Origin of the sequence: Pseudomonas sp. NFACC13-1 (assembly GCF_900104425.1) — a bacterium.
Lineage (GTDB): Bacteria > Pseudomonadota > Gammaproteobacteria > Pseudomonadales > Pseudomonadaceae > Aquipseudomonas > Aquipseudomonas fluorescens_AA.
This window is the reverse complement of sequence record NZ_FMXV01000005.1, coordinates 59,650-79,020: the sequence shown is the minus strand read 5'-3', so window position 1 is coordinate 79,020 and position 19,371 is coordinate 59,650. Positions and strand designations below refer to the sequence as shown.

The following is a 19,371-nucleotide window of genomic DNA, read 5'->3' as shown; positions in this document are numbered from 1 at the left end:
TGACTGGCGCTAGGGGTGTTGATCTTTTTTTCACGCAAAGTATGCGACGGTAGGCTACGACTGTTGTTTGAGCGAAAAAACAGGCTCATTGATGCGCAAACGCCATGACGGCAGTTCTCGGCAGCTCATGCCGAAGGTTAGAATGCGGCAAACCAGGACGAATCAATGACCGAACATACCCTCTCGGAAGCCGAATACGACGCCATTACCGATGCCGCAGCCCATTGGTGCATGCGGTTGCATGCCGTCGACTGCACCGATGCCGAACGGCAGGCATTCAAGCAGTGGCACGATGCCGATCCCCTGCATGCTTTCGAATACCAAGCCATGCTGGAAATCTGGGATGTTGCCGATCATCTGCCGCGTGTCGAGGCCATGGCCGCCACTCCAGCGTCCAGGCCCCGGTCGCGCTGGAGCCGGTTGGCTGTGGCGGCCGCAGTGTTCGTCGTCGGCCTGCCCCTGGCCGCCTACACGGGCTGGAACCTGGACTGGATCGCCAATTCCTACCAGCGGTTCGAAGCCAGCACGAGCGTGCGCCATGTCACCCTGAGCGACGGCAGCCAGGTGGAACTCAACCTGGGCAGCGAGCTGACCTTCGCCAACTACAAGCACGAGCGCCGGGTAACCCTGGAAAAGGGCGAGGTGTTTTTTGACGTCAGCCATGACAAACAGCATCCGTTTGTCGTGCGCGCGGGCCAAGGCCAGGTGCGTGTGACCGGTACTCGCTTCAACGTCTGGATGTACCAGGACCAGGTGCGGGTCACGCTGGTGGAAGGCTCGGTCAAGGTCACCAGCAACCAGGCGCTCACCCATAACGGCCTGCAACTTTCGCCGGGCATGCAGGCGAGCTACAAGGCGGGCGACTATCAGCCCCAAGTCCGCGAGACGGCCGCGAACGACAGCTCGCTGGCGTGGCGCAACGGCAAGCTGGTGCTGGATGACCTCGCCCTGAGCGACGCGCTACCGCTGATCAACCGCTACCTCGAGCGTCCCGTCATGCTCGCTGACAACAGCACCGGCGGCCTGCGTGTCGGCGGTGTCTACAACATCAGCGAAGTACAGAACCTCGTGGCTTCGTTACCCAAAGTCCTGCCGGTCTACCTGACCCAGAACAAGGACGGCAACCCGGTGCTCAATCCCATCGGGCAGCGGCCGGTCCATAACTGAAAGTCTCCCCTGTAGGAGCAAAGCTTGCTCGCGATAGCGGTGAATCAGCCTGACTCGTTCTTGAAGTACCGCCCCTATCGCGAGCAAGCTCGCTCCCACATTGGCAGTGTGGTGGACTCAGGTTATGTGAACGCCGCAACGCCCCTGTGGGAGCGAGCTTGCTCGCGATGACGCCGGCAAGCACAACAGCGGTTACTGCGTCGCCACCCTGCCCGCCTCATCACGCTCACGGATAATCACGGCCTGATAATGCGGATCGGCCTTGATCTGCTGTTCGGTGAAAGGCAGCACACTCCACTGCTTCTGCGAAAACGCCTGGGTCTGGTCGGCCGAATACGGTGAAGCGGGGTCGCTGGAAATGGAGAACGCCAACAATCCCTGGGCTTGCGGACCTTTACCGTCAAACGTCACCACTTGCAGGTAGCTGGTACCGCTGACCACCTCCCGCTTGCCGTTCGCCCCCGGCACGCTCTGGATCGCGTTATAGATGCCCAACTCCCCGGGGCCGCCGTGGATCGGCGTCTGTCGGCTGCCGCTGCTGGCCACCTGGAGGTCCTGCCATCGGCTGTCCTTCGACAACCCCGCAACCTTCACCGCCTCCACCGAAGCCAGCATGGCCTCGCGCACAGCCTTGAGCACCGGCGGTCGCTCGATCGCCAGGCCACGCGGGGTGCGTTGCGGGTCTTTGGGATCGAACGCAACGCGCCATGAATCCGGCACTGCCTGCAGCCGTTCCATGATCTGCTGGAAGTACACGAACCCCAGACCGCTGTTCAGGCCGGCCTTGCGATCCCAGGCCTTGAGGCTGGTACAGGCCCCGGCCAATGTCGACGCATCGCCCCCCAGGTCACCGGCGCAAATGCCGAGCAGGTCCGGCATCACCTGGTCAGCCAGGTAAACCTGATCGTCCATGACCATGCGCTGCAAATCCTCCACCTTCACCGGCCCGTCCTTGGCCAACTGGCCCACCCGTTCCAGCGCAAACCGCGCCCGCAGGCCCAGCGGCTGGCCTTGCTGGCTGATCACCGGGGAAAAACCGGACAACGGCTGCGCGGGGTTGACCATCCAGGCCGAATCGTTGGAGTTCTGCACGTAATCGCGGCGCAGCAACTGCGGGAGCTTGTCGGCGGCATAAATGCCCTTTTGCACGGCGTTGGCATCGCTGCCCCAGGCACACTCGCTGCGACTGCCATCCAACACGATCAGCTGCAATCCGGCCCTGGGATCGCTGCACCGCTCCAGTTTGTCGGCGTCGACGTTCGGCACCACCGACACGTTCATGTAGAGGCTTTGCCCCTGGTCGTCCACCGCCAGGGTATTGACCCAGGGAATGCCTTGGATCTTATGGACAGCGTCCTGCAAATCCTTGAGGGTGACGGCCTTGTTCATGGCGTACCACTGGGCCAGCACGCGATCGTTTTCCAGGTTCGCGTCCCGCAGGCTGTAGGCGAACCGGTTGTCCCAGTCCAGCCGGCCAGGCCATTGCACGATCGGGCCGAACTGCGAGCCATAGACCAGGCGGGAAACCGTCTGCACCTGGCCGTCGGGTTGCCTGATGTCCACCGCGACCGTCTGCTGGCTCATCGGCACGGATTTGCCATCGAGCAGGTAGCGGGTCGGATCTTTCGGGTCGAGCTGCAGCCGGTACAGGGTGAAATGCTTGGAACTGTCGACGGTGTGGGTCCAGGCCAGGTGCTGGCTGAAACCGATATTGATCATCGGCAGGCCTGGCAGCGCCGCCCCCATGACGTCCAGCTTGCCGGGAATGGTCAGGTGCATCTGGTAGAAACGCATGCCGCCCACCCACGGGAAATGCGGGTTCGCCAGCAGCATCCCGCGACCGTTGAACGAACGCTCACTGCCGATGGCCAGGGCATTGCTGCCGCGTTCCAGGGCAAAACGCTGCTGCCGGGTTGCGGCGGCGGCGAAACCGGCGACCGGGGTGTGCGCGAGGGCCGTCGCCTGGGGCGGTTGCGCGCCAGCCAGGGCTTCGGCGAACTGGCCGACGCCGCCTTCCACCAACAACCGACGGGTCAATTTGACCAGGTCCAGCGCGGTGATCGGCCGCACCCAATCGCTGGCGCACTGCTCGGGCAGGCCCTTGGCCTTGCGCTCGGCCAACGCGCGGTTGTAGCCCGCCGCATAACCTTCGACCAGTTGTTGCACTTGAGGCGTCTGGGCCTGCCAGAAACCGGAGACCGCTTGCGGCGTGTTGAGCCAACTGAAAAACAGATCGCTGACGCGGTTCTGCCGCTGCTCGACCGTGACCTGCTCGGGCCCGAAATAACGCGAGCGCTGGGCATTGACCGTGACGATCTCGTTGGCCAGCAGGCACAGATTGTCCTGGGCATAGGCATAACCGATGCCATAACCCAGCCCACGCTCGTCCTGAGCCCGGATATGTGGCACGCCAAAACGGGTGCGACGGATCTCGGCACTGGCCTGCTGCCCATCGTCCTGTGCATTGACCACGGGGCTGAGCCCGAGGGCGATCCCTAGAAAAGCACCTGCAAGGCCAACCCTCGATAACTGCCCGGACATTCTCACGTTCACTCCTGATGAAAACTGCAGAAACCAGGACGGCTACCGGTGCGCCAGTAGACAAGCACTCGGCCCGCCTGGGAAATCACACGCCGCATACTGGGCCGGAATGTGCCTACCTTGAAAACGAACCGGATGAAAAAAAATTAATGACCGCACACCGCTTGAATACGGGGGTTTGACGAAGCAGGGGCAATTTTTTCACATCACCGCCCTCATGATTGCGCATCCTCGTTCGTCCTATTACAGGAGAGCATTCGTGACCTTTTCTGATCTGGCTGGTAAGGAGTTTCTGCATGCGTAACGCGCAACTGCCCATGGAGGGCAAGCCAAGGCCGACCGGCGTCCCGCTGAGCGCCACCCACCGTGAATTAGAGAGACCGCCAGAGCGCGGCGGCAATGACCATATCAGGCGCCTGCTCAAGAGCTTCGGACTCAGGACCAGCCTGATTCGCCTCAAAGTCATCGACGCGTTGCTCAAGGCCGCCCACGAAAACCGCTGCCTGGGCGTGCGTGGTGTGCACAGTCAGTTACTGGGCCTGGACATTCCGCTGTCCTTTCTCAGCGTGCGCGAGGTGTTGAAGCGCCTGTGCAGCGAGGGCGTCGTGACCCTCAACCCCGATAAAAGCTACCGCCTGCACCCCAGCGCGCTGGCCTTGCTCGAGGCCGAGGAATGAAGCAGGCGCTCAGGGCTTGACCTTGCGCCGCATCACGCCGTTGATCACCACCACGATGACCGCCACGGCGATGGCGATGTATTGAAACAGCTGCTCGCTGATCATGCCCTTGCCCTGCATCCAGGACAGCCCGAGCATGATTGCCAGGACGACGAGGACGATCAGAATCGAGTATTTCAAACGTTGCGAATGAGTCATTGCCAATTTCCTGAATGTATCCGTTCTGTATCCGAAGGCTTGCCGATCCATACCTCATCTACCGGAATGACGACTCACCAACGGGGCCCCATGGTACAGCCGAAGGCGCGTCTTCGTGCAATCCGCTCATTTTATCCCTTGGCTGACTGACCTCTAAAGCTGCGTCCCCCCAGGCCGATATATACGGAACTGCCCATTCGCCAGTTCCAGAAAATCGCCTTCGTGCAAGGATTCCCCGTATGCCCTCACTCCGAACGATCCAGGCTCGCTATACCCTGTTTCTGGTTGTTTTCATGCTGGTGGTGTCCCTCTTGACCGTGGTGGGCATCAGTTACCTGGTCGCGCCCAAGCTGCGCCAGACGGAAGAGAAAGTGGCACTTAACCGCATCGCCGAGGTTGCCGAGCAGATCCAGGGCGAACTGAACAAGGTGCAGGCGCAGCAACGCAGCATTACCCAGACCATCCCGCTGCTCGACAGCGATGCCATCGACAAAGTGCTGCCGGGGCTGGTGGACCAGTACGGCGAGCTGAAAGTCTTCGGCGGCGGGATCTGGCCCTTGCCCAACCAGCGGGCCGAGGGACGCAGCAAATTCAGCACGTTCTGGCACCGCGACGCGTCCGGCAAACTGGTGGTCAATACCTTCTGGAACAGTGACGCCGCGCCCAACTATTACGAACAACCCTGGCACAAGGGCGGCATGGCCACTCCACCGGGCAAATGCGCCTGGGCCGCGGCCTACAAAGACGACGCCAGCGCCGAACCACGCACCAACTGCGCCATGGCCATCCAGAAAAACGGCGTGCCTTACGGCGTTTCCACCATCGACGTGACCCTGGGCTTCTTCAATGAGCTGGTGGCACGCAAGGAAGCCGACCTGAGCGCCGAGATGCTGATCGTCGAAGGCGACGGCAAGATCATCAGCAACAGTTCGCGCATCAGCGGTCCGATCGTGCTGAAGAACATCAGTGAACTGGCGGCCACCTCGCCATTCGCCGCCCAGGTCAAGGCGGGCCTGGCCAAGCGCGACCAGCCGCTGCAACGTGTGGAGTTCGACAACAAGGGCGAGGCCAGTACCTTCTTCATGCGCCCTATCGAAGGTTCGCCGTGGTTCCTTGCCACCGCGTTGCCGACCCGCCTGATCACGGCCCAGCGCGATGATGTACTGAGCACGCTGAGCCTGCTGCAGATCCCGATGGTGATCCTGCTGGTCTTGATGCAGCTGTACGCGATCCGCCAATTAACCAATCGCATGAAGGTTCTCAAAGGCAACATCGACGCCCTGTCCACTGGCGATGCCGACCTGACCCGACGCATCACCATCCGGGCCGAGGATGAATTGGGGGCGATCGGGCACTCGGTCAACCGCTTCATCGCTTACCTGCAAGACATGATCGGTGAAGTCACCCAGGCCACCGGCGCCATGGCGTCGAGCCTGGGCGATCTGCAGCGGACCTCGGCCCACACCAGTGAAATCCTGATGCGCCACGCCTCGGAAACCGACCAGACCGTGACGGCCATCACCCAGATGAGCTCCACAGCTGAAAGCGTCGCGCATAACGCGGCCGAGACCGCGGCGTTCACCCAACGCGCCAACGAGCATGCCGATCGCTCCCGCGTGGTGGTCGGTGAGGCCTCCAACAGCGTGGTGGCCTTGATCGACGAAGTGGCCAGCGCCACCCGCAAAGTCGAGAGCATGCAACAGGACGCTCAGCGCATCACCGAGATCCTGGGTGTGATCGGCGCCATCGCCGGGCAGACCAACCTGCTGGCCCTCAACGCGGCCATTGAAGCCGCCCGGGCAGGCGAGCAAGGCCGTGGTTTTGCCGTGGTGGCCGACGAAGTCCGCGCCCTCGCCGCCCGCACCCAGGCCAGCACCTCGGAAATCAATGAAATGCTGACCCGCCTGACCCAAGGCGTGAGTTCGTCGGTCTCGGCCATGGAAAACACCCAGGCCAGCTGCCAGTCGGCCGCCGACGCGACCTCCCGCGTCAACTCGGGCCTGGACGAAATGGCCGGCTCGGTCAGCCAGATCAACAGCCTGAGCACCCAGATCGCCACGGCCGCCGAGCAACAAAGCGCGGTGACCGAGGAGATCAATCGCAGCATGGTGCAAATCCGCCACATGGTGGAGGAACTGGTGGAAAGTGGCCTGGCCAGCGAAACCAACACCCGGCAACTGCTGGAAGCCAACACACGGGTGAATGCGATCATGGGGCGCTTCAAGGTTCGCTAAAACTTCACCATCCCCCGTGGGAGCGAGCTTGCTCGCGATAGCGTCGGATCAACTGCAAGGTTGTGACTGACAAACCGCTATCGCGAGCAAGCTCGCTCCCGCAGGCCTGTTTTCGCCCTCCCAACCTGACAATTCTGTAATCCCTGCCTCAGCCCCCTGTCAGCTCGTGCTCGCTACTCTCTGTTATCCTTGCGCCAAACCGTTCGACACGAGACCTCCTTCATGGCCAACTCCCTGCACCTGCTCGCCTTGAGCGCCCTGTTCATGACCACCCTGGCCCAGGCCGCCGAACCGGTCACCATCGATGTGCACCGCGACGCCAATTGCGGCTGCTGCAAAAAGTGGATCTCGCATCTGCAAGAAAACGGCTTCAAGGTCAACGACCATGTCGAGGCCGACATGAGTTCGGTCAAGCAACGCCTCGGCGTGGCGCCGAACCTGCGCTCCTGCCACACCGCCGAAATCAACGGCAAATTCGTCGAGGGCCATGTCCCGGCCGACCAGGTACTGGCGCTGAGCAAGCGCGATGACTTGCTCGGCGTGGCCGCACCGGGCATGCCCATGGGCTCGCCCGGCATGGAAATGGACGGCATGAGCGACGCTTATCAAGTGATCGGCCTGAAAAAAGACGGGACCCAAACCGTAGTGGCGGATTACCCGGCCCACTGATGGGCCAAGCCTATATCGGCTTGTTCCTGGCGGCATTTGGCGCGGCGACCTTGCTGCCGCTGCAATCGGAGGCCTTGTTGGTCGGCCTGTTGCTCGGCGAGCGCCACGTTGTCTGGCTGTTGCTGGGGGTCGCCACGCTCGGCAACGTCCTGGGTTCGCTGGTGAACTGGTGGCTGGGCACGCGCCTGGAACACTTCAAGGACCGACGCTGGTTTCCGGTCAGCCCGACACACCTGGACAAGGCTCGCGTGCATTACCAGCGCTTCGGCCGCTGGTCGCTGCTGCTCAGTTGGTTGCCGATCATCGGCGATCCGTTGACCCTGGTGGCCGGGGTGATGGGTGAGCCGTGGCGCCGCTTCCTGCTGATCGTGACCGTTGCCAAAGGCTTGCGCTATGGCGTTCTCGCCCTGGCCACGCTGGGCTGGATGGGTTGAACATTCGGGCCGTTCGGTTGCCTGTGGTTAATGTCGCCATAATCGGGTCGCGCCAGGATCGGCGGCGGCCACAAGGAGATTGACCATGTCCCGAACCCCCACGCGCTGGTTGCCCAGCCTCTTGCTCAGCGCCGCCCTGCCCCTGCTCGTCCAGGCCGCCACCCCGCCGGAAAGCCCGGCCTACGGCGCCCAGCTGGAGGGCTTCGAATACCCCTATACCCTCAAGCACTTCGCCTTCCAGTCCCAGGGCCAATCGTTGCAGATGGGCTATATGGACGTGCCGGCCCAAGGCAAGGTCAATGGCCGCACCGTGGTGCTGATGCACGGCAAGAATTTCTGCGCCGCCACCTGGGGCGATTCGATCAAGGCGCTGAGCGAAGCCGGCTACCGGGTCATCGCCGCGGACCAGGTCGGCTTCTGCACATCGAGCAAACCCGAGCATTACCAGTACAGCTTCCAGCAACTGGCGACCAACACCCAGGCCTTGCTCAAGGCCCTCGGTATACAGAAAGCCATCGTCCTCGGCCATTCCACCGGCGGCATGCTCGCCACCCGTTACGCCTTGCAGTTCCCCGATCAGGTCGAGCGCCTGGCGATGGTCAATCCCATTGGCCTGGAAGACTGGAAAGCCTTGGGCGTGCCCTACCGCACCGTGGACCAATGGTACGCCCGTGAGCTGAAAGTCACCGCCGAGGGCATTCGCAATTACGAGCGCACGACCTATTACGCCGGCCGCTGGAAACCTGAGTTCGACCGCTGGGTGGACATGCTCGCCGGTTTGAACAAGGGCCCGGGCCATACACAAGTGGCGTGGAACTCGGCGCTGATCTACGACATGATCTTCACCCAGCCGGTCTATTACGAGTTCAAGGACCTGACCGTACCCACCCTGTTGTTGATCGGTACCTCCGACACCACCGCCATCGGCAGCGACATCGCGCCGCCGGCGGTAAAGGCCAAGCTGGGCCGCTACGAGGTATTGGGCAAGCAGGCCGCCGGGCTGATTCCCCGCTCGACCCTGGTGGAGTTCCCCAATCTGGGGCATGCCCCGCAGATGGAAGAGCCGGATCGGTTTCACAAGGCCCTGCTGGACTGGCTGGACAAACCCATTCCCTGACGAGGTGTTCCATGGCGGTGCAAATAGCAGTCATAGACGATTGGCAAGATGTGGCACGCGGTGTGGTGGACTGGTCGGTGCTGGACAGCGTCGGCCCAGTGACCTTTTTCCACGACTATCCCGCCGACCGCGACACCCTCGCCGAACGCTTGCAGCGCTTCGAGGTGATCTGCGTGATGCGCGAACGCACCGTGTTCGACGAAGGCCTGCTGCGCCGCCTGCCTAATCTCAAGCTGCTGCTCACCGGCGGCATGCGCAATGCCGCCCTGGACCTGAAGGCCGCCGCCGAGCTGGGCATCCAGGTGTGTGGCACCGACAGCTACAAGCATGCCGCGCCCGAACTGACCTGGGCGCTGATCATGGCCCTGGCCCGCAACCTGGTGCAGGAAGCCAATGCCTTGCGCGCCGGCCTGTGGCAGCAAGGCCTGGGCGGCGACCTGCACGGCAAGACGCTGGCGATCCTCGGCCTGGGCAGCATCGGTACACGGGTGGCGCAGTTCGGCCAGGTGTTCGGCATGCGGGTCATCGCCTGGAGCCAGAACCTCAGCGCCGAACGGGCCGCCGAAGTGGGCGTGACCTACGTCAGCAAGCAGGCGTTGTTCGAACAGGCCGACATTCTCTCGATCCACCTGGTGCTCGGCGAACGCACCCGCGGCCTGGTGGATGCCCAGGCGCTGGGCTGGATGAAACCGGAGGCGCTGCTGGTCAACACCTCCCGCGGGCCGATCGTCGATGAAACCGCCCTGATCGACGCCCTCCAGCACCGGCGCCTGGCCGGCGCCGCCCTGGACGTCTTCGCCCAGGAGCCCTTGCCGCTGGCCCATCCATTCCGCACCCTGGAGAACGTGCTGGCCACACCTCACGTGGGTTACGTCAGCCGACAGAATTACCAGCAGTTCTATTCCCAAATGATCGAAGACCTGCTGGCCTGGGCGGCGGGCCAGCCAATTCGCTTGCTGACGCCGACGAGCTGAACCCCGCGGAGCATCCTCCCTTGCTGTGGGAGCGAGCTTGCTCGCGATAGCGGAGGGTCAGTTGCAGGTTTGTGCCTGACACACCTCTATCGCCAGCTCGCGCCCACGGGAAACAGCGTGCTTCCAAGATGTTATTGGCCATCAAAACGCCTCTACCCCACCCGCCCTCCAATGGTGCATCACGCCATTCCATCGCGCACGCCAATGAGCCAACGCCCTCCCCCTACACTTTTTCCTTTGCAGAAAACTGCACTTCGTCGGTGCGTACTCCCCTTCGTCGTGTAAGACATTGCCGCTAAAAAACGTGATTGTCTGACAATGCGACGAACCGAGGCGCACCGCTCTAGGATATGACCTAGACTGCCAAACCGGGGAGAAAACCGACCGGTCATCCGGACGAAAAAAAGTCGAAACTTTTCGCAACGGCGACAGGTCAGGTTAGAGGTAGGGCAACAGCGACTGGTGCAGTCCTTGCACTGGTCATTGCAACAGCTCCTTCAGCTGATTCGCTTCGTCGCGTTTGGGTAGCCGTTCGCTTTCCTTGCGTAGCGCTTGTGCGCCTGGCCGCAGGATTCGGCCAATGAAACAACAGCTCTGGCGCTTGCCGGAAACAGATCGAGAAAATGGGAGATATTTATGATCAGTGCTGCCTTGGAACCACAACAAGTTCGTTCTCAATTACCGCCGGCGGCCGAATCGCCGACGGCCCCGGTGCTGGTCACCGGCGGCAAGGCACTGCTCCCTGTCGTTCGACAGAATCCCAATCGCAAGAAAGTCTTGTTCGTCACCTCTGAAATCGCCGACCTGGTCAAGACCGGCGGCCTGGGCGATGTGTCCTCGGCACTGCCCCGGGCCATGGCCGGGCTGCACGACGTCCGGGTGCTGATCCCCGGCTATCCGCAAGTGATGAACAGCGGCAATCCGATCCACATCGTCGGCGAACTGGGCGGCCACGCAGCACTGCCGCCCTGCAAGATCGGGCGCATGGACATGGCCGATGGCCTGGTGATCTATGTACTGATCTGCCCGGAACTGTTTGCCCGCGAAGGCTCTCCCTACGGCGCCAACAACGGTCGCGACTGGCCGGACAATCACATTCGCTTCGCTCGCCTGGGCCTGGCCGCCGCCGACATCGCCGCCAACCTGGCGCAGATCCACTGGTGCCCTGACCTGGTCCACGCCCACGACTGGCCAGCCGGGTTGGCGCCGGCCTACATGCACTGGCGCGGGCAACGCACCCCGACCCTGTTTACCATCCACAACCTGGCGTACCAGGGCGTGGTCAGTCTGGCGTCCTGCCCGGAACTGGGCATCCCCGAGCACGCCCTGCAACAGGAAGGCATGGAGTTCTACGGCAAACTGTCGTTCCTCAAGGCCGGGATGGCCTACTCCAGCCATATCACCACGGTCAGCGCCACCTATGCCCAGGAGATCACCACCCCTGAGTTTGGTTGCGGACTCGACGGCTTCCTGGCTGCCAAGACCCAACAAGGCTTGCTCAGCGGCATCCCCAACGGCATCGATGAAAGCTGGGACTCGGCCACCGACACCCACCTGTTCCGTCAGTTCGCCATGGGCGACTGGGAAGGCAAGGCCGTCAACGCCAGCCATGTGCGAGAACTGTTTGGCCTCGACGACTCCCCTGGCCCGCTGTTCGCCGTGGTGTCGCGCCTGGTCTACCAGAAAGGCCTGGACCTGACCGAAGCGGTCGCCGAGTTCATCGTCGAATCCGGCGGCCAGATCGCCATCATCGGCCGCGGCGAACCGGAGGAAGAACAGGCCATGCGCGAACTGGCACTGCGCTTCCCCGGCCGCATCGGCGTGCGCATCGGCTTCAACGAAACCGATGCCCGGCGGATGTTCGCCGGCAGCGATTTCCTGCTGATGCCGTCGCGCTACGAGCCCTGCGGCTTGAGCCAGATGTACGCCCAACGTTTCGGCTCGCTACCGGTGGCGCGCAATACCGGAGGCCTGGCGGACACCATCGAGGATGGCGTCACCGGTTTCCTGTTCGATGAGTCCACCGTGGAGAGCTACCAACAGGCCTTGAGCCGGGCCTTCAAGGTCTTCGAGTTCCCCGACCTGCTCAACGCCATGCGCTGCCGGGCCATGTCGGCACCGTTCAACTGGCGCCAGGCCGTGGAACCCTATGCCGAACTCTACGAACAGCTGGTGGCGAAGTCACTGGGAAAATCGGCCAGACAATGAGGTAACAATGACGTCAAGGACGCCTGATACATGGACCCACGGGGCGGTCATGCTGGATGACGAGCACACCCGCTTCGCCCTCTGGGCCCCGGATGCCTTTTTTGTCAGTGTCGAACTCGACACTGGAGAGTCAATACCGTTACTGCCGCAAGCCGACGGCTGGTTCATGATCCAGACCCGTTGCCCCGCCGGCACCCGCTACCGCTACAACATCGACGGCGAGCTGGAGGTGCCGGACCCGGCCTCTCGCGCCCAGGCCGGCGACATCGACCGTCACAGCGTGGTGGTCGACCCTCATGCCTACCCATGGCGGCACACCCAATGGTGTGGCCGTCCCTGGCACGAAGCCGTCATCTACGAATTGCACGTGGGCGCCCTGGGCGGCTTCAACGGTGTCGAACAGCATTTGGCCCGCCTGGCCGGGCTGGGCGTCACCGCCATCGAGCTGATGCCGCTGGCGCAGTTTCCCGGCGATCGCAACTGGGGCTACGACGGGGTCCTGCCCTACGCGCCCCAAGCCTCCTACGGCACGCCTGAACAACTCAAGCATCTGATCGACAGCGCCCACGGCCATGGGCTGTCCGTCATCCTGGACGTGGTCTACAACCACTTCGGCCCCGACGGCAATTACCTGCATCGCTATGCCAAGGGCTTCTTCCGCGAAGACAAGCACACGCCCTGGGGCGCGGCGATCGATTTCCGCCGCCGCGAAGTGCGGGACTTCTTCATCGACAATGCGCTCATGTGGCTGCTGGAATACCGCTTCGACGGCCTTCGCCTCGACGCGGTACACGCCATCGAAGACCCGGACTTTCTCCAGGAGCTGGCGGCCAGGGTGCGCGAACAGGTGGACCCGGGCCGGCATGTCTGGCTGACCGTGGAAAACGAACACAACCAGGCCAGCCTGCTGGAACAGGGCTACGACGCCCAGTGGAACGACGATGGCCACAATGCCTTGCACGTACTGCTGACTGGCGAGACCGACGCCTACTACGCCGACTATGCCGAGCAGCCGACGGAACAACTGGCACGTTGCCTGAGCCAGGGTTTCGTCTTCCAGGGCCATACCAATCGCCACGGCGAATCCCGGGGCGAACCCAGCGGTCACCTGCCACCGAGCGCATTCGTGCTGTTCCTGCAGAACCATGACCAGGTCGGCAACCGTGCCCTGGGCGAACGCCTGCATCAGCTCGCCCCGCCTCAGGCCTTGCACGCGGCGACCGTCTTGTTGCTGTTGTCACCGATGATTCCGCTGCTGTTCATGGGCGATGAGGTGGCCGCCGAACAACCGTTCCTGTTCTTTACCAGTCATCACGGCGAACTGGCAGAACTCGTGCGCGAAGGCCGACGCAACGAGTTCAAGGCATTCAGTGCCTTTGCCGATCCGCAGAAACGCGAGCGAATTCCCGACCCCAACGCGGCCAGCACCTTCGAGCTTTCACGGCCAAGCCTGGAATCGCAACGCGCGGAGCAGCAGGCCAGCGAGGCGCTGTATCGCCAACTGCTGAAAATCCGCCGTGAAGAGATCGTCCCGCGCCTGCCCGGTGCCCAGGCCCTGGGGGCCGATGTGCTGGGCCATGGTGCCGTCAGCGCACGCTGGCGACTGGGCGATGGCAGCGTGTTGCGCATCGACCTGAACCTTGGCGACCAGCCCGTCGCACACCACGCCCCGGAAGAGACACGCATTCTTTTCGAACATCCGCAGCAGATCGTGGGTCTGTTGCAACAGGGCGTCCTCGCGCCCTACAGCGCGCTGGTCAGTCTGACGCAGGCGACAACCTTGCCCAACATCACTGGAGAGCGCCTATGAGCGATGCGCAACTGGAAATCCTCGCCAGCCGAGCGGGCCTGGCGGTGGATTGGATCGATGCCAATGGCCGGGCCCAGAAAGTCTCGGCGGCGGTCTTGCGCTCAGTCCTCACGGGCCTGGGCCACCCAGCTGGAAGTGCCCAGGAAATCGACGCCAGCCTGCTGCAATTGCAGAAAGATCAACAGAACCATCAACTGCCACCGCTGATCACCGCCGATGTCGGGGCCAGCCTGGACTTGAGCCGCTACTTCGAGGCCGGGACACCCTGCGAAATCAAACTCGAAGACGGCGCGACACTGAATCTGAACCTCGATGCCGACGGCAAGCTGCCGGGCATGGTCCCGGTGGGTTATCAGCACGTCAACATCCGGGGCCAGCATTTCACCCTGGCCGTCGCACCCGCCCGCTGCTACAGCGTGGCCGATGCGGTGGACGACCCGACGCCCCGGGCCTGGGGCTTGAGCGCGCAATTGTATGCCCTGCGACGCCCCGGGGACGGCGGTTTCGGTGATACCCAGGCCCTGGAGGAACTGGTGCGGGTGGCCGGCGAACGCGGCGCCGATGCCGTTGCCATCAGCCCGATGCACGCGATGTTCAGCAGCGACACCGGGCGCTACAGCCCTTACTCGCCGTCCAGCCGACTGTTCCTCAACAGCCTGTATGCCGCCCCCGGCACCATCCTCGGCGAACGCGCCCTGCGCACCGCCATCGACGCCACCGGTTTGACCAACCAATTGCGCAACCTGGAAGAGCAGCCGCTGATCGATTGGCCAGTCGCCGCCCAGGCCAAGCAGAAGATTCTCCGCGCCCTGTACGACGGGTTCAGCCAGGGCGCGCACCCGCTGCATGAAGACTTCAGCAGTTTCCGCCACACCAGCGGCGAGGCCCTGGAAAACCATTGCCGCTTCGAGGCCTTGCAGGCCGAACGCGCCGCCCGTGGCGAAAGCCTCGACTGGCGGCAGTGGCCGGAAGAATGGCGCGATCCGCGCAGCGCGGTCCTGGCCCGTTTCGCCGAAGAAAATGCCGACGAAATCGGTTTCTACGCCTTTTGCCAATGGTTGATCGCCCGCTGCCTGGAACGCGCCCAGAGCGCAGCCAAATCCAGCGGCATGGGCATCGGCCTGATCGCCGACCTGGCGGTAGGTGCCGATGGCGCTGGCAGCCAGGCCTGGAGCCGGCAGGACGAACTGCTCGCATCGTTGACCGTGGGCGCACCGCCGGACATTCTCAATCGCTCCGGCCAAGGCTGGGGCATTTCGGCGTTTTCCCCGGAAGGCCTGGTGCGCAACGGCTTTCGCGCCTTCATTGAAATGCTGCGGGCCAACTTTGCCCACGCCGGTGGCTTGCGCATCGATCACGTCATGGGCTTGCAACGGCTCTGGGTGATTCCCAACGACGCCCCACCCAGCGACGGTGCCTACCTGTATTACCCGGTAGACGACCTGTTGCGCTTGCTGGCACTGGAATCCCATCGGCACCAGGCCATCGTGCTGGGCGAAGACCTCGGTACCGTGCCGGATGGCTTGCGGGACAAACTCAGCGCCCGCTCGATCCTCGGCATGCGCGTGCTGCTGTTCGAACAGGACAACACCCACTTCAAACCCATCCTCGACTGGCCGGACAACGCCCTCGCCACCACCAGCACCCATGACTTGCCGACGCTCAACGGCTGGTGGCACGGTCACGACATCGACTGGAACGCCCGCCTGGACCTGATCGACTCCCACACCGAAATGGACTGGCGCAAACACCGCGAGCGCGAACGCGAAGGTCTGCGCCAAGTGTTGAATCAGGATCCGCAGAATTTTCGCGAAGAACACCGCGAGACCGACCAGGTGCTGGATGCCAGCGTGCGCTTCCTCGGCCACACCCGCGCACCGCTGGTGTTGCTGCCGCTCGAAGATGCCCTGGGGATCGAGGAGCAGGCCAACCTGCCCGGCACCATCGATACCCATCCCAATTGGCGCCGCCGCCTGGCCCAGCAGAGCCAGGCGTTGCTGGATCACCCGGACGCCGCCCGGCGTCTGGAAATACTCGCCTGCGCGCGACTTCAGGCGAACGAGCGTGACCGATGAAACAGCCATTGATCCAACCTCTGCGGGCAACATTGCGCCTGCAGTTCCATAAAGGCTTCACCCTGGACGATGCCATACCCCAGGTGCCGTACTTCGCCGCGTTGGGCATCAGCCACATTTATGCCTCTCCATTGCTCAAGGCCCGGGCCGGCTCCATGCACGGCTACGACGTGGTCGATCCGACCCTGGTCAACCCCGAGCTGGGCGGCGAAACCGCGCTCAAGCGCCTGGTTGCAGCCTTGCGCGAGCACCGGATGGGCTTGATCCTCGACATCGTCTCCAATCACATGGCCGTCGGCGGCAATGACAATCCCTGGTGGCTGGATCTACTGGAATGGGGTCGACTCAGCCCCTACGGCGAGTTCTTCGACATCCAATGGCATTCCCCCGACCCGCTGATGGAAGGCCAGCTGTTGCTGCCGTTCCTGGGCAGCGACTACGGCGTGGCCTTGCAGGAAGGCACCTTGCGACTGCGCTTGGATGCCACCCATGGCAGCTTCTACGTCGAACACTATGAACATCGCTTCCCGATTTGCCCGATGCACTACGGCGAGCTGCTCAAACCCGCCGAAACCCTGCCCGTCGAGCAGGCCGAATCGCTCAAGACCCTGGCTGAGCGCTTCACCACGCTGAATTACCAGACCGATGCCCACGCCCTCGCTCGCCCGCTGCAAACGGAGTTGCGGGACCTGGCGGCACACGCCGGCATCCTGGCCGCCATCGAGGACAACCTGGCTGGCTACGACTCTACCCATCCCCAGGGGTTCGAACGCCTGCATCAGTTGCTGGAGCGCCAGAGCTACCGGCTCGCCAGCTGGCGCACCGCGGCGGACGACATCAATTGGCGGCGTTTTTTCGATGTCAATGAATTGGGCGGGCTGCGGGTCGAGCGTCCGGCGGTATTCGAAGCCACCCATGCCAAGATCTTCGAATTGATCGGCGAAGGGTTGGTGGATGGGCTGAGGATCGATCACATCGACGGTCTTGCCGACCCTCGTGGTTACTGCCGCAAATTGCGCCGACGCGTGAATTCGCTGTCGCCGACCCGACACCTGCCGATTTTCGTCGAGAAGATCCTCGGCGATGGCGAGACGTTGCGGCGGGACTGGAACATCGACGGCAGTACCGGTTACGAGTTCATGAACCAGGTCTCGCTGTTGCAGCATGACCCGGCCGGTGCCGCTCCCCTGGCCGAATTCTGGAGCCGGCACAGTGAGCGGCCGGCGCACTTCATCGAAGAAGCCCGCCTGGCTCGCCAGCAGATACTCAATGGTTCCTTGGCCGGGGATTTCGAAAGCGTTGCCCAGGCCCTGCTGCAAGTGGCCCGGGACGATGTGATGACCCGCGACCTGACCCTGGGCGCGATTCGGCGGGCCTTGCAGGAATTGGTCGTGCATTTCCCGGTGTATCGCACCTACATCACGCCGTTGGGACGCTCTGCTGAAGACCAGGTGTTTTTCAACCAGGCCCTGGAAGGCGCCCGGCAAACCCTCAGCGAAGCCGACTGGCCAGTGCTCGACTGCCTGGCCGGCTGGCTCGGTGGCATGCCTTGGCGGCAACGCCCCCGCGGCAGCCAGCGCAAACGCCTGCGCCACGCCTGCGTACGCTTCCAGCAACTGACCTCGCCGGCCGCCGCCAAGGCCGTGGAGGACACTGCCCTCTATCGCTCGGCGGTGCTGCTGTCGCGCAATGACGTGGGCTATGACACCGAGCGTTTCAGCGCCCCGGCGCAGGCGTTCCACCAGGTATGCGCCGAACGCCTCGAGCACTTTCCCGACAACCTGATGACCACCGCCACCCACGACCACAAGCGCGGCGAAGACACCCGCGCCAGGCTGGCCGTGCTCAGCGAGCGCGCCGACTGGTACACCGCCAGCGTGGAGCAATGGCGCATCCTCTCGCCTTCGCTGCACAGCGACCCGGCGGCGCCCTCGGCCGGTGATGAACTGATCCTGTACCAGGCGTTGCTCGGCAGCTGGCCCCTGGACCTCGACCTCCAGGACCACCAGGCGCTGGCCGCCTACAACGAACGCCTGTGGCAGTGGCAACGCAAGGCTCTGCGCGAAGCCAAGTTGCAAAGCAGCTGGGCGGCGGTCAACGACGCTTATGAGCAAGCCACCCAGATGTTCCTCGAACGCCTGCTGCTGGGCGATGAGGGGCTGCCCTTGCGCAGCGCCATCGCCGAGGCGGTCCAGGCCGTCGCGCCGGCGGGCGCCCTCAACAGTCTGGCGCAAACTTTGCTGCGCATGACCGTACCCGGCGTACCGGACCTGTACCAAGGCAACGAGTTCTGGGACTTCAGCCTGGTGGACCCGGACAACCGCCGCCCAGTGGATTTCCAGGCACGCCGCGAAGCGATGCAGGCCGACAACACCCCAGCCGCGTTGGTACGCGATTGGCGTGACGGCCGGATCAAACAGGCATTGATCGCCCGGACACTGGCCGTGCGAGCCGAGTATCCGCAACTGTGGCGCCAGGGCCGCTACCAACCGCTGGACGTGCTCGGTGAGCAGGCCCATCGGGTACTGGCCTTCATGCGCGAGGACTCGCAGCAACGGGCGATCGTTGTCGTACCTGTCCATGTGGCGCATTTGCTGGAAAACAGTGCCGTGCCGCTGGTGGCTGCGTCGGATTGGGGCGATACCCGCGTATCGTTACCGTTCGCCGCCAAGGATGAAAAACTGAAGGGACTTTTTTCAAGCGCAACAGTCACACCCCAAAGGGAGCTGCTGATCAGCACCGCGCTGGGGAATTTCCCGGTCAATGTCTTTATCCAACCTTGAGTTGAATCAGGAGCACTGCGATGAGTACCGACGATAAACGCATTCGCGAATTCGCCTATCAGATCTGGGAGTCCGAAGGTAAGCCTGCCGGGCAGGAAAAACGCCACTGGGAGATGGCGCGCAAACTGGCTGAAGCCGAAGCGCTGGCGCCGAGCAAGCCACCCAAGGCCGCGAGTAAATCGGCGGCCAGCAAGACCGATGGCGCCAAGCCTGCTGCAACCAAGGGCACCACGGCCAAGACCGCCGCGAAAAACACCACGCCCAAGGCCAAGCCAGCGGCCAAGCCTGCCGCGGCGACCGCAGCGGTCGTGCCACCGGCGAACAAGGCCGCCGACAAAAAACCTCGGGCACCGCGCAAGCCACCGGCGGTTTGATTCTTCCTACCGATCTCCTCGTCAGGTGGGAGCAAGGCTTGCTCGCGAAACAGGCGCCTCGATGTCTGGAGGAACCCATCGCTTCGTCACGGGACAGCCTTGCTCTCACA

At 63.2% G+C, this 19,371-nt stretch carries 13 protein-coding genes and 2 pseudogenes; 13 read left to right on the top strand and 2 right to left on the bottom strand.

The features are described 5' to 3' along the window. Positions 1 to 165: 165 nt before the first annotated feature. Entirely contained in the window at positions 166 to 1,167 is a 1,002-nt protein-coding gene (locus BLQ55_RS08735) for a FecR family protein (RefSeq protein WP_092253414.1), read from the top strand. Between the two features lie 192 nt (positions 1,168 to 1,359). Here the strand turns inward: BLQ55_RS08735 and BLQ55_RS08730 are convergent, their stop codons facing one another. Beyond that, on the bottom strand, positions 1,360 to 3,708 hold the full coding sequence (locus BLQ55_RS08730) for a bifunctional acylase PvdQ (RefSeq protein ID WP_092253412.1): 2,349 nt from the start codon (positions 3,706 to 3,708) through the stop codon (positions 1,360 to 1,362). Positions 3,709 to 4,004: 296 nt separating this feature from the next. Here BLQ55_RS08730 and BLQ55_RS08725 point away from each other — a divergent pair, with 296 nt between their 5' ends. Continuing rightward, positions 4,005 to 4,385 (top strand): fe2+ zn2+ uptake regulation protein, encoded by a 381-nt coding sequence (locus BLQ55_RS08725; RefSeq protein ID WP_092253410.1) that lies wholly within the window; start codon positions 4,005 to 4,007, stop codon positions 4,383 to 4,385. Between the two features lie 9 nt (positions 4,386 to 4,394). On the opposite strand, the gene BLQ55_RS08720 is transcribed toward BLQ55_RS08725, so the two are convergent. Beyond that, positions 4,395 to 4,583 carry a hypothetical protein gene (locus tag BLQ55_RS08720; protein ID WP_042731964.1) on the bottom strand — a complete coding sequence of 63 codons (189 nt, stop codon included), beginning with the start codon at positions 4,581 to 4,583 and terminating at the stop codon, positions 4,395 to 4,397. Between the two features lie 239 nt (positions 4,584 to 4,822). On the opposite strand from BLQ55_RS08720, the pseudogene BLQ55_RS32775 reads away from it, so the two are divergent. The 11 genes and pseudogenes from BLQ55_RS32775 to BLQ55_RS08670 all read left to right on the top strand — a co-directional run. Next, positions 4,823 to 5,959: pseudogene (locus BLQ55_RS32775) on the top strand (cache domain-containing protein); the annotation flags it as partial. Positions 5,960 to 6,289: 330 nt separating this feature from the next. Further along, positions 6,290 to 6,817, top strand: a pseudogene (locus BLQ55_RS32770) (methyl-accepting chemotaxis protein); the annotation flags it as partial. A gap of 222 nt (positions 6,818 to 7,039) precedes the next feature. After that, complete coding sequence (locus BLQ55_RS08710; protein WP_092199463.1) at positions 7,040 to 7,486, top strand: DUF411 domain-containing protein; 447 nt, start codon at positions 7,040 to 7,042, stop codon at positions 7,484 to 7,486. After that, positions 7,486 to 7,920, top strand: a complete 435-nt coding sequence (locus tag BLQ55_RS08705; protein WP_092199460.1) for a YqaA family protein — start codon at positions 7,486 to 7,488, stop codon at positions 7,918 to 7,920. The genes BLQ55_RS08710 and BLQ55_RS08705 overlap by 1 nt, the downstream gene beginning before the upstream one ends. 85 nt (positions 7,921 to 8,005) lie before the next feature. Next, positions 8,006 to 9,037 carry an alpha/beta fold hydrolase gene (locus BLQ55_RS08700; RefSeq protein ID WP_092199457.1) on the top strand — a complete coding sequence of 344 codons (1,032 nt, stop codon included), beginning with the start codon at positions 8,006 to 8,008 and terminating at the stop codon, positions 9,035 to 9,037. A gap of 11 nt (positions 9,038 to 9,048) precedes the next feature. After that, entirely contained in the window at positions 9,049 to 10,011 is a 963-nt protein-coding gene (locus tag BLQ55_RS08695) for a D-2-hydroxyacid dehydrogenase family protein (protein ID WP_092253408.1), read from the top strand. Between the two features lie 636 nt (positions 10,012 to 10,647). Further along, on the top strand, positions 10,648 to 12,219 hold the full coding sequence (gene glgA / locus BLQ55_RS08690; protein WP_092253406.1) for a glycogen synthase GlgA: 1,572 nt from the start codon (positions 10,648 to 10,650) through the stop codon (positions 12,217 to 12,219). Positions 12,220 to 12,226: 7 nt separating this feature from the next. Beyond that, positions 12,227 to 14,029, top strand: coding sequence for a malto-oligosyltrehalose trehalohydrolase (treZ, locus tag BLQ55_RS08685; RefSeq protein WP_092253404.1), 1,803 nt, complete (start codon positions 12,227 to 12,229; stop codon positions 14,027 to 14,029). Further along, positions 14,026 to 16,104, top strand: a complete 2,079-nt coding sequence (gene malQ / locus BLQ55_RS08680; RefSeq protein ID WP_092253402.1) for a 4-alpha-glucanotransferase — start codon at positions 14,026 to 14,028, stop codon at positions 16,102 to 16,104. The genes treZ and malQ overlap by 4 nt, the downstream gene beginning before the upstream one ends. After that, positions 16,101 to 18,887, top strand: a complete 2,787-nt coding sequence (locus tag BLQ55_RS08675) for a malto-oligosyltrehalose synthase (RefSeq protein ID WP_092253400.1) — start codon at positions 16,101 to 16,103, stop codon at positions 18,885 to 18,887. The genes malQ and BLQ55_RS08675 overlap by 4 nt, the downstream gene beginning before the upstream one ends. Before the next feature lie 20 nt (positions 18,888 to 18,907). Next, on the top strand, positions 18,908 to 19,261 hold the full coding sequence (locus BLQ55_RS08670) for a DUF2934 domain-containing protein (protein ID WP_092199439.1): 354 nt from the start codon (positions 18,908 to 18,910) through the stop codon (positions 19,259 to 19,261). Positions 19,262 to 19,371 lie beyond the last annotated feature (110 nt).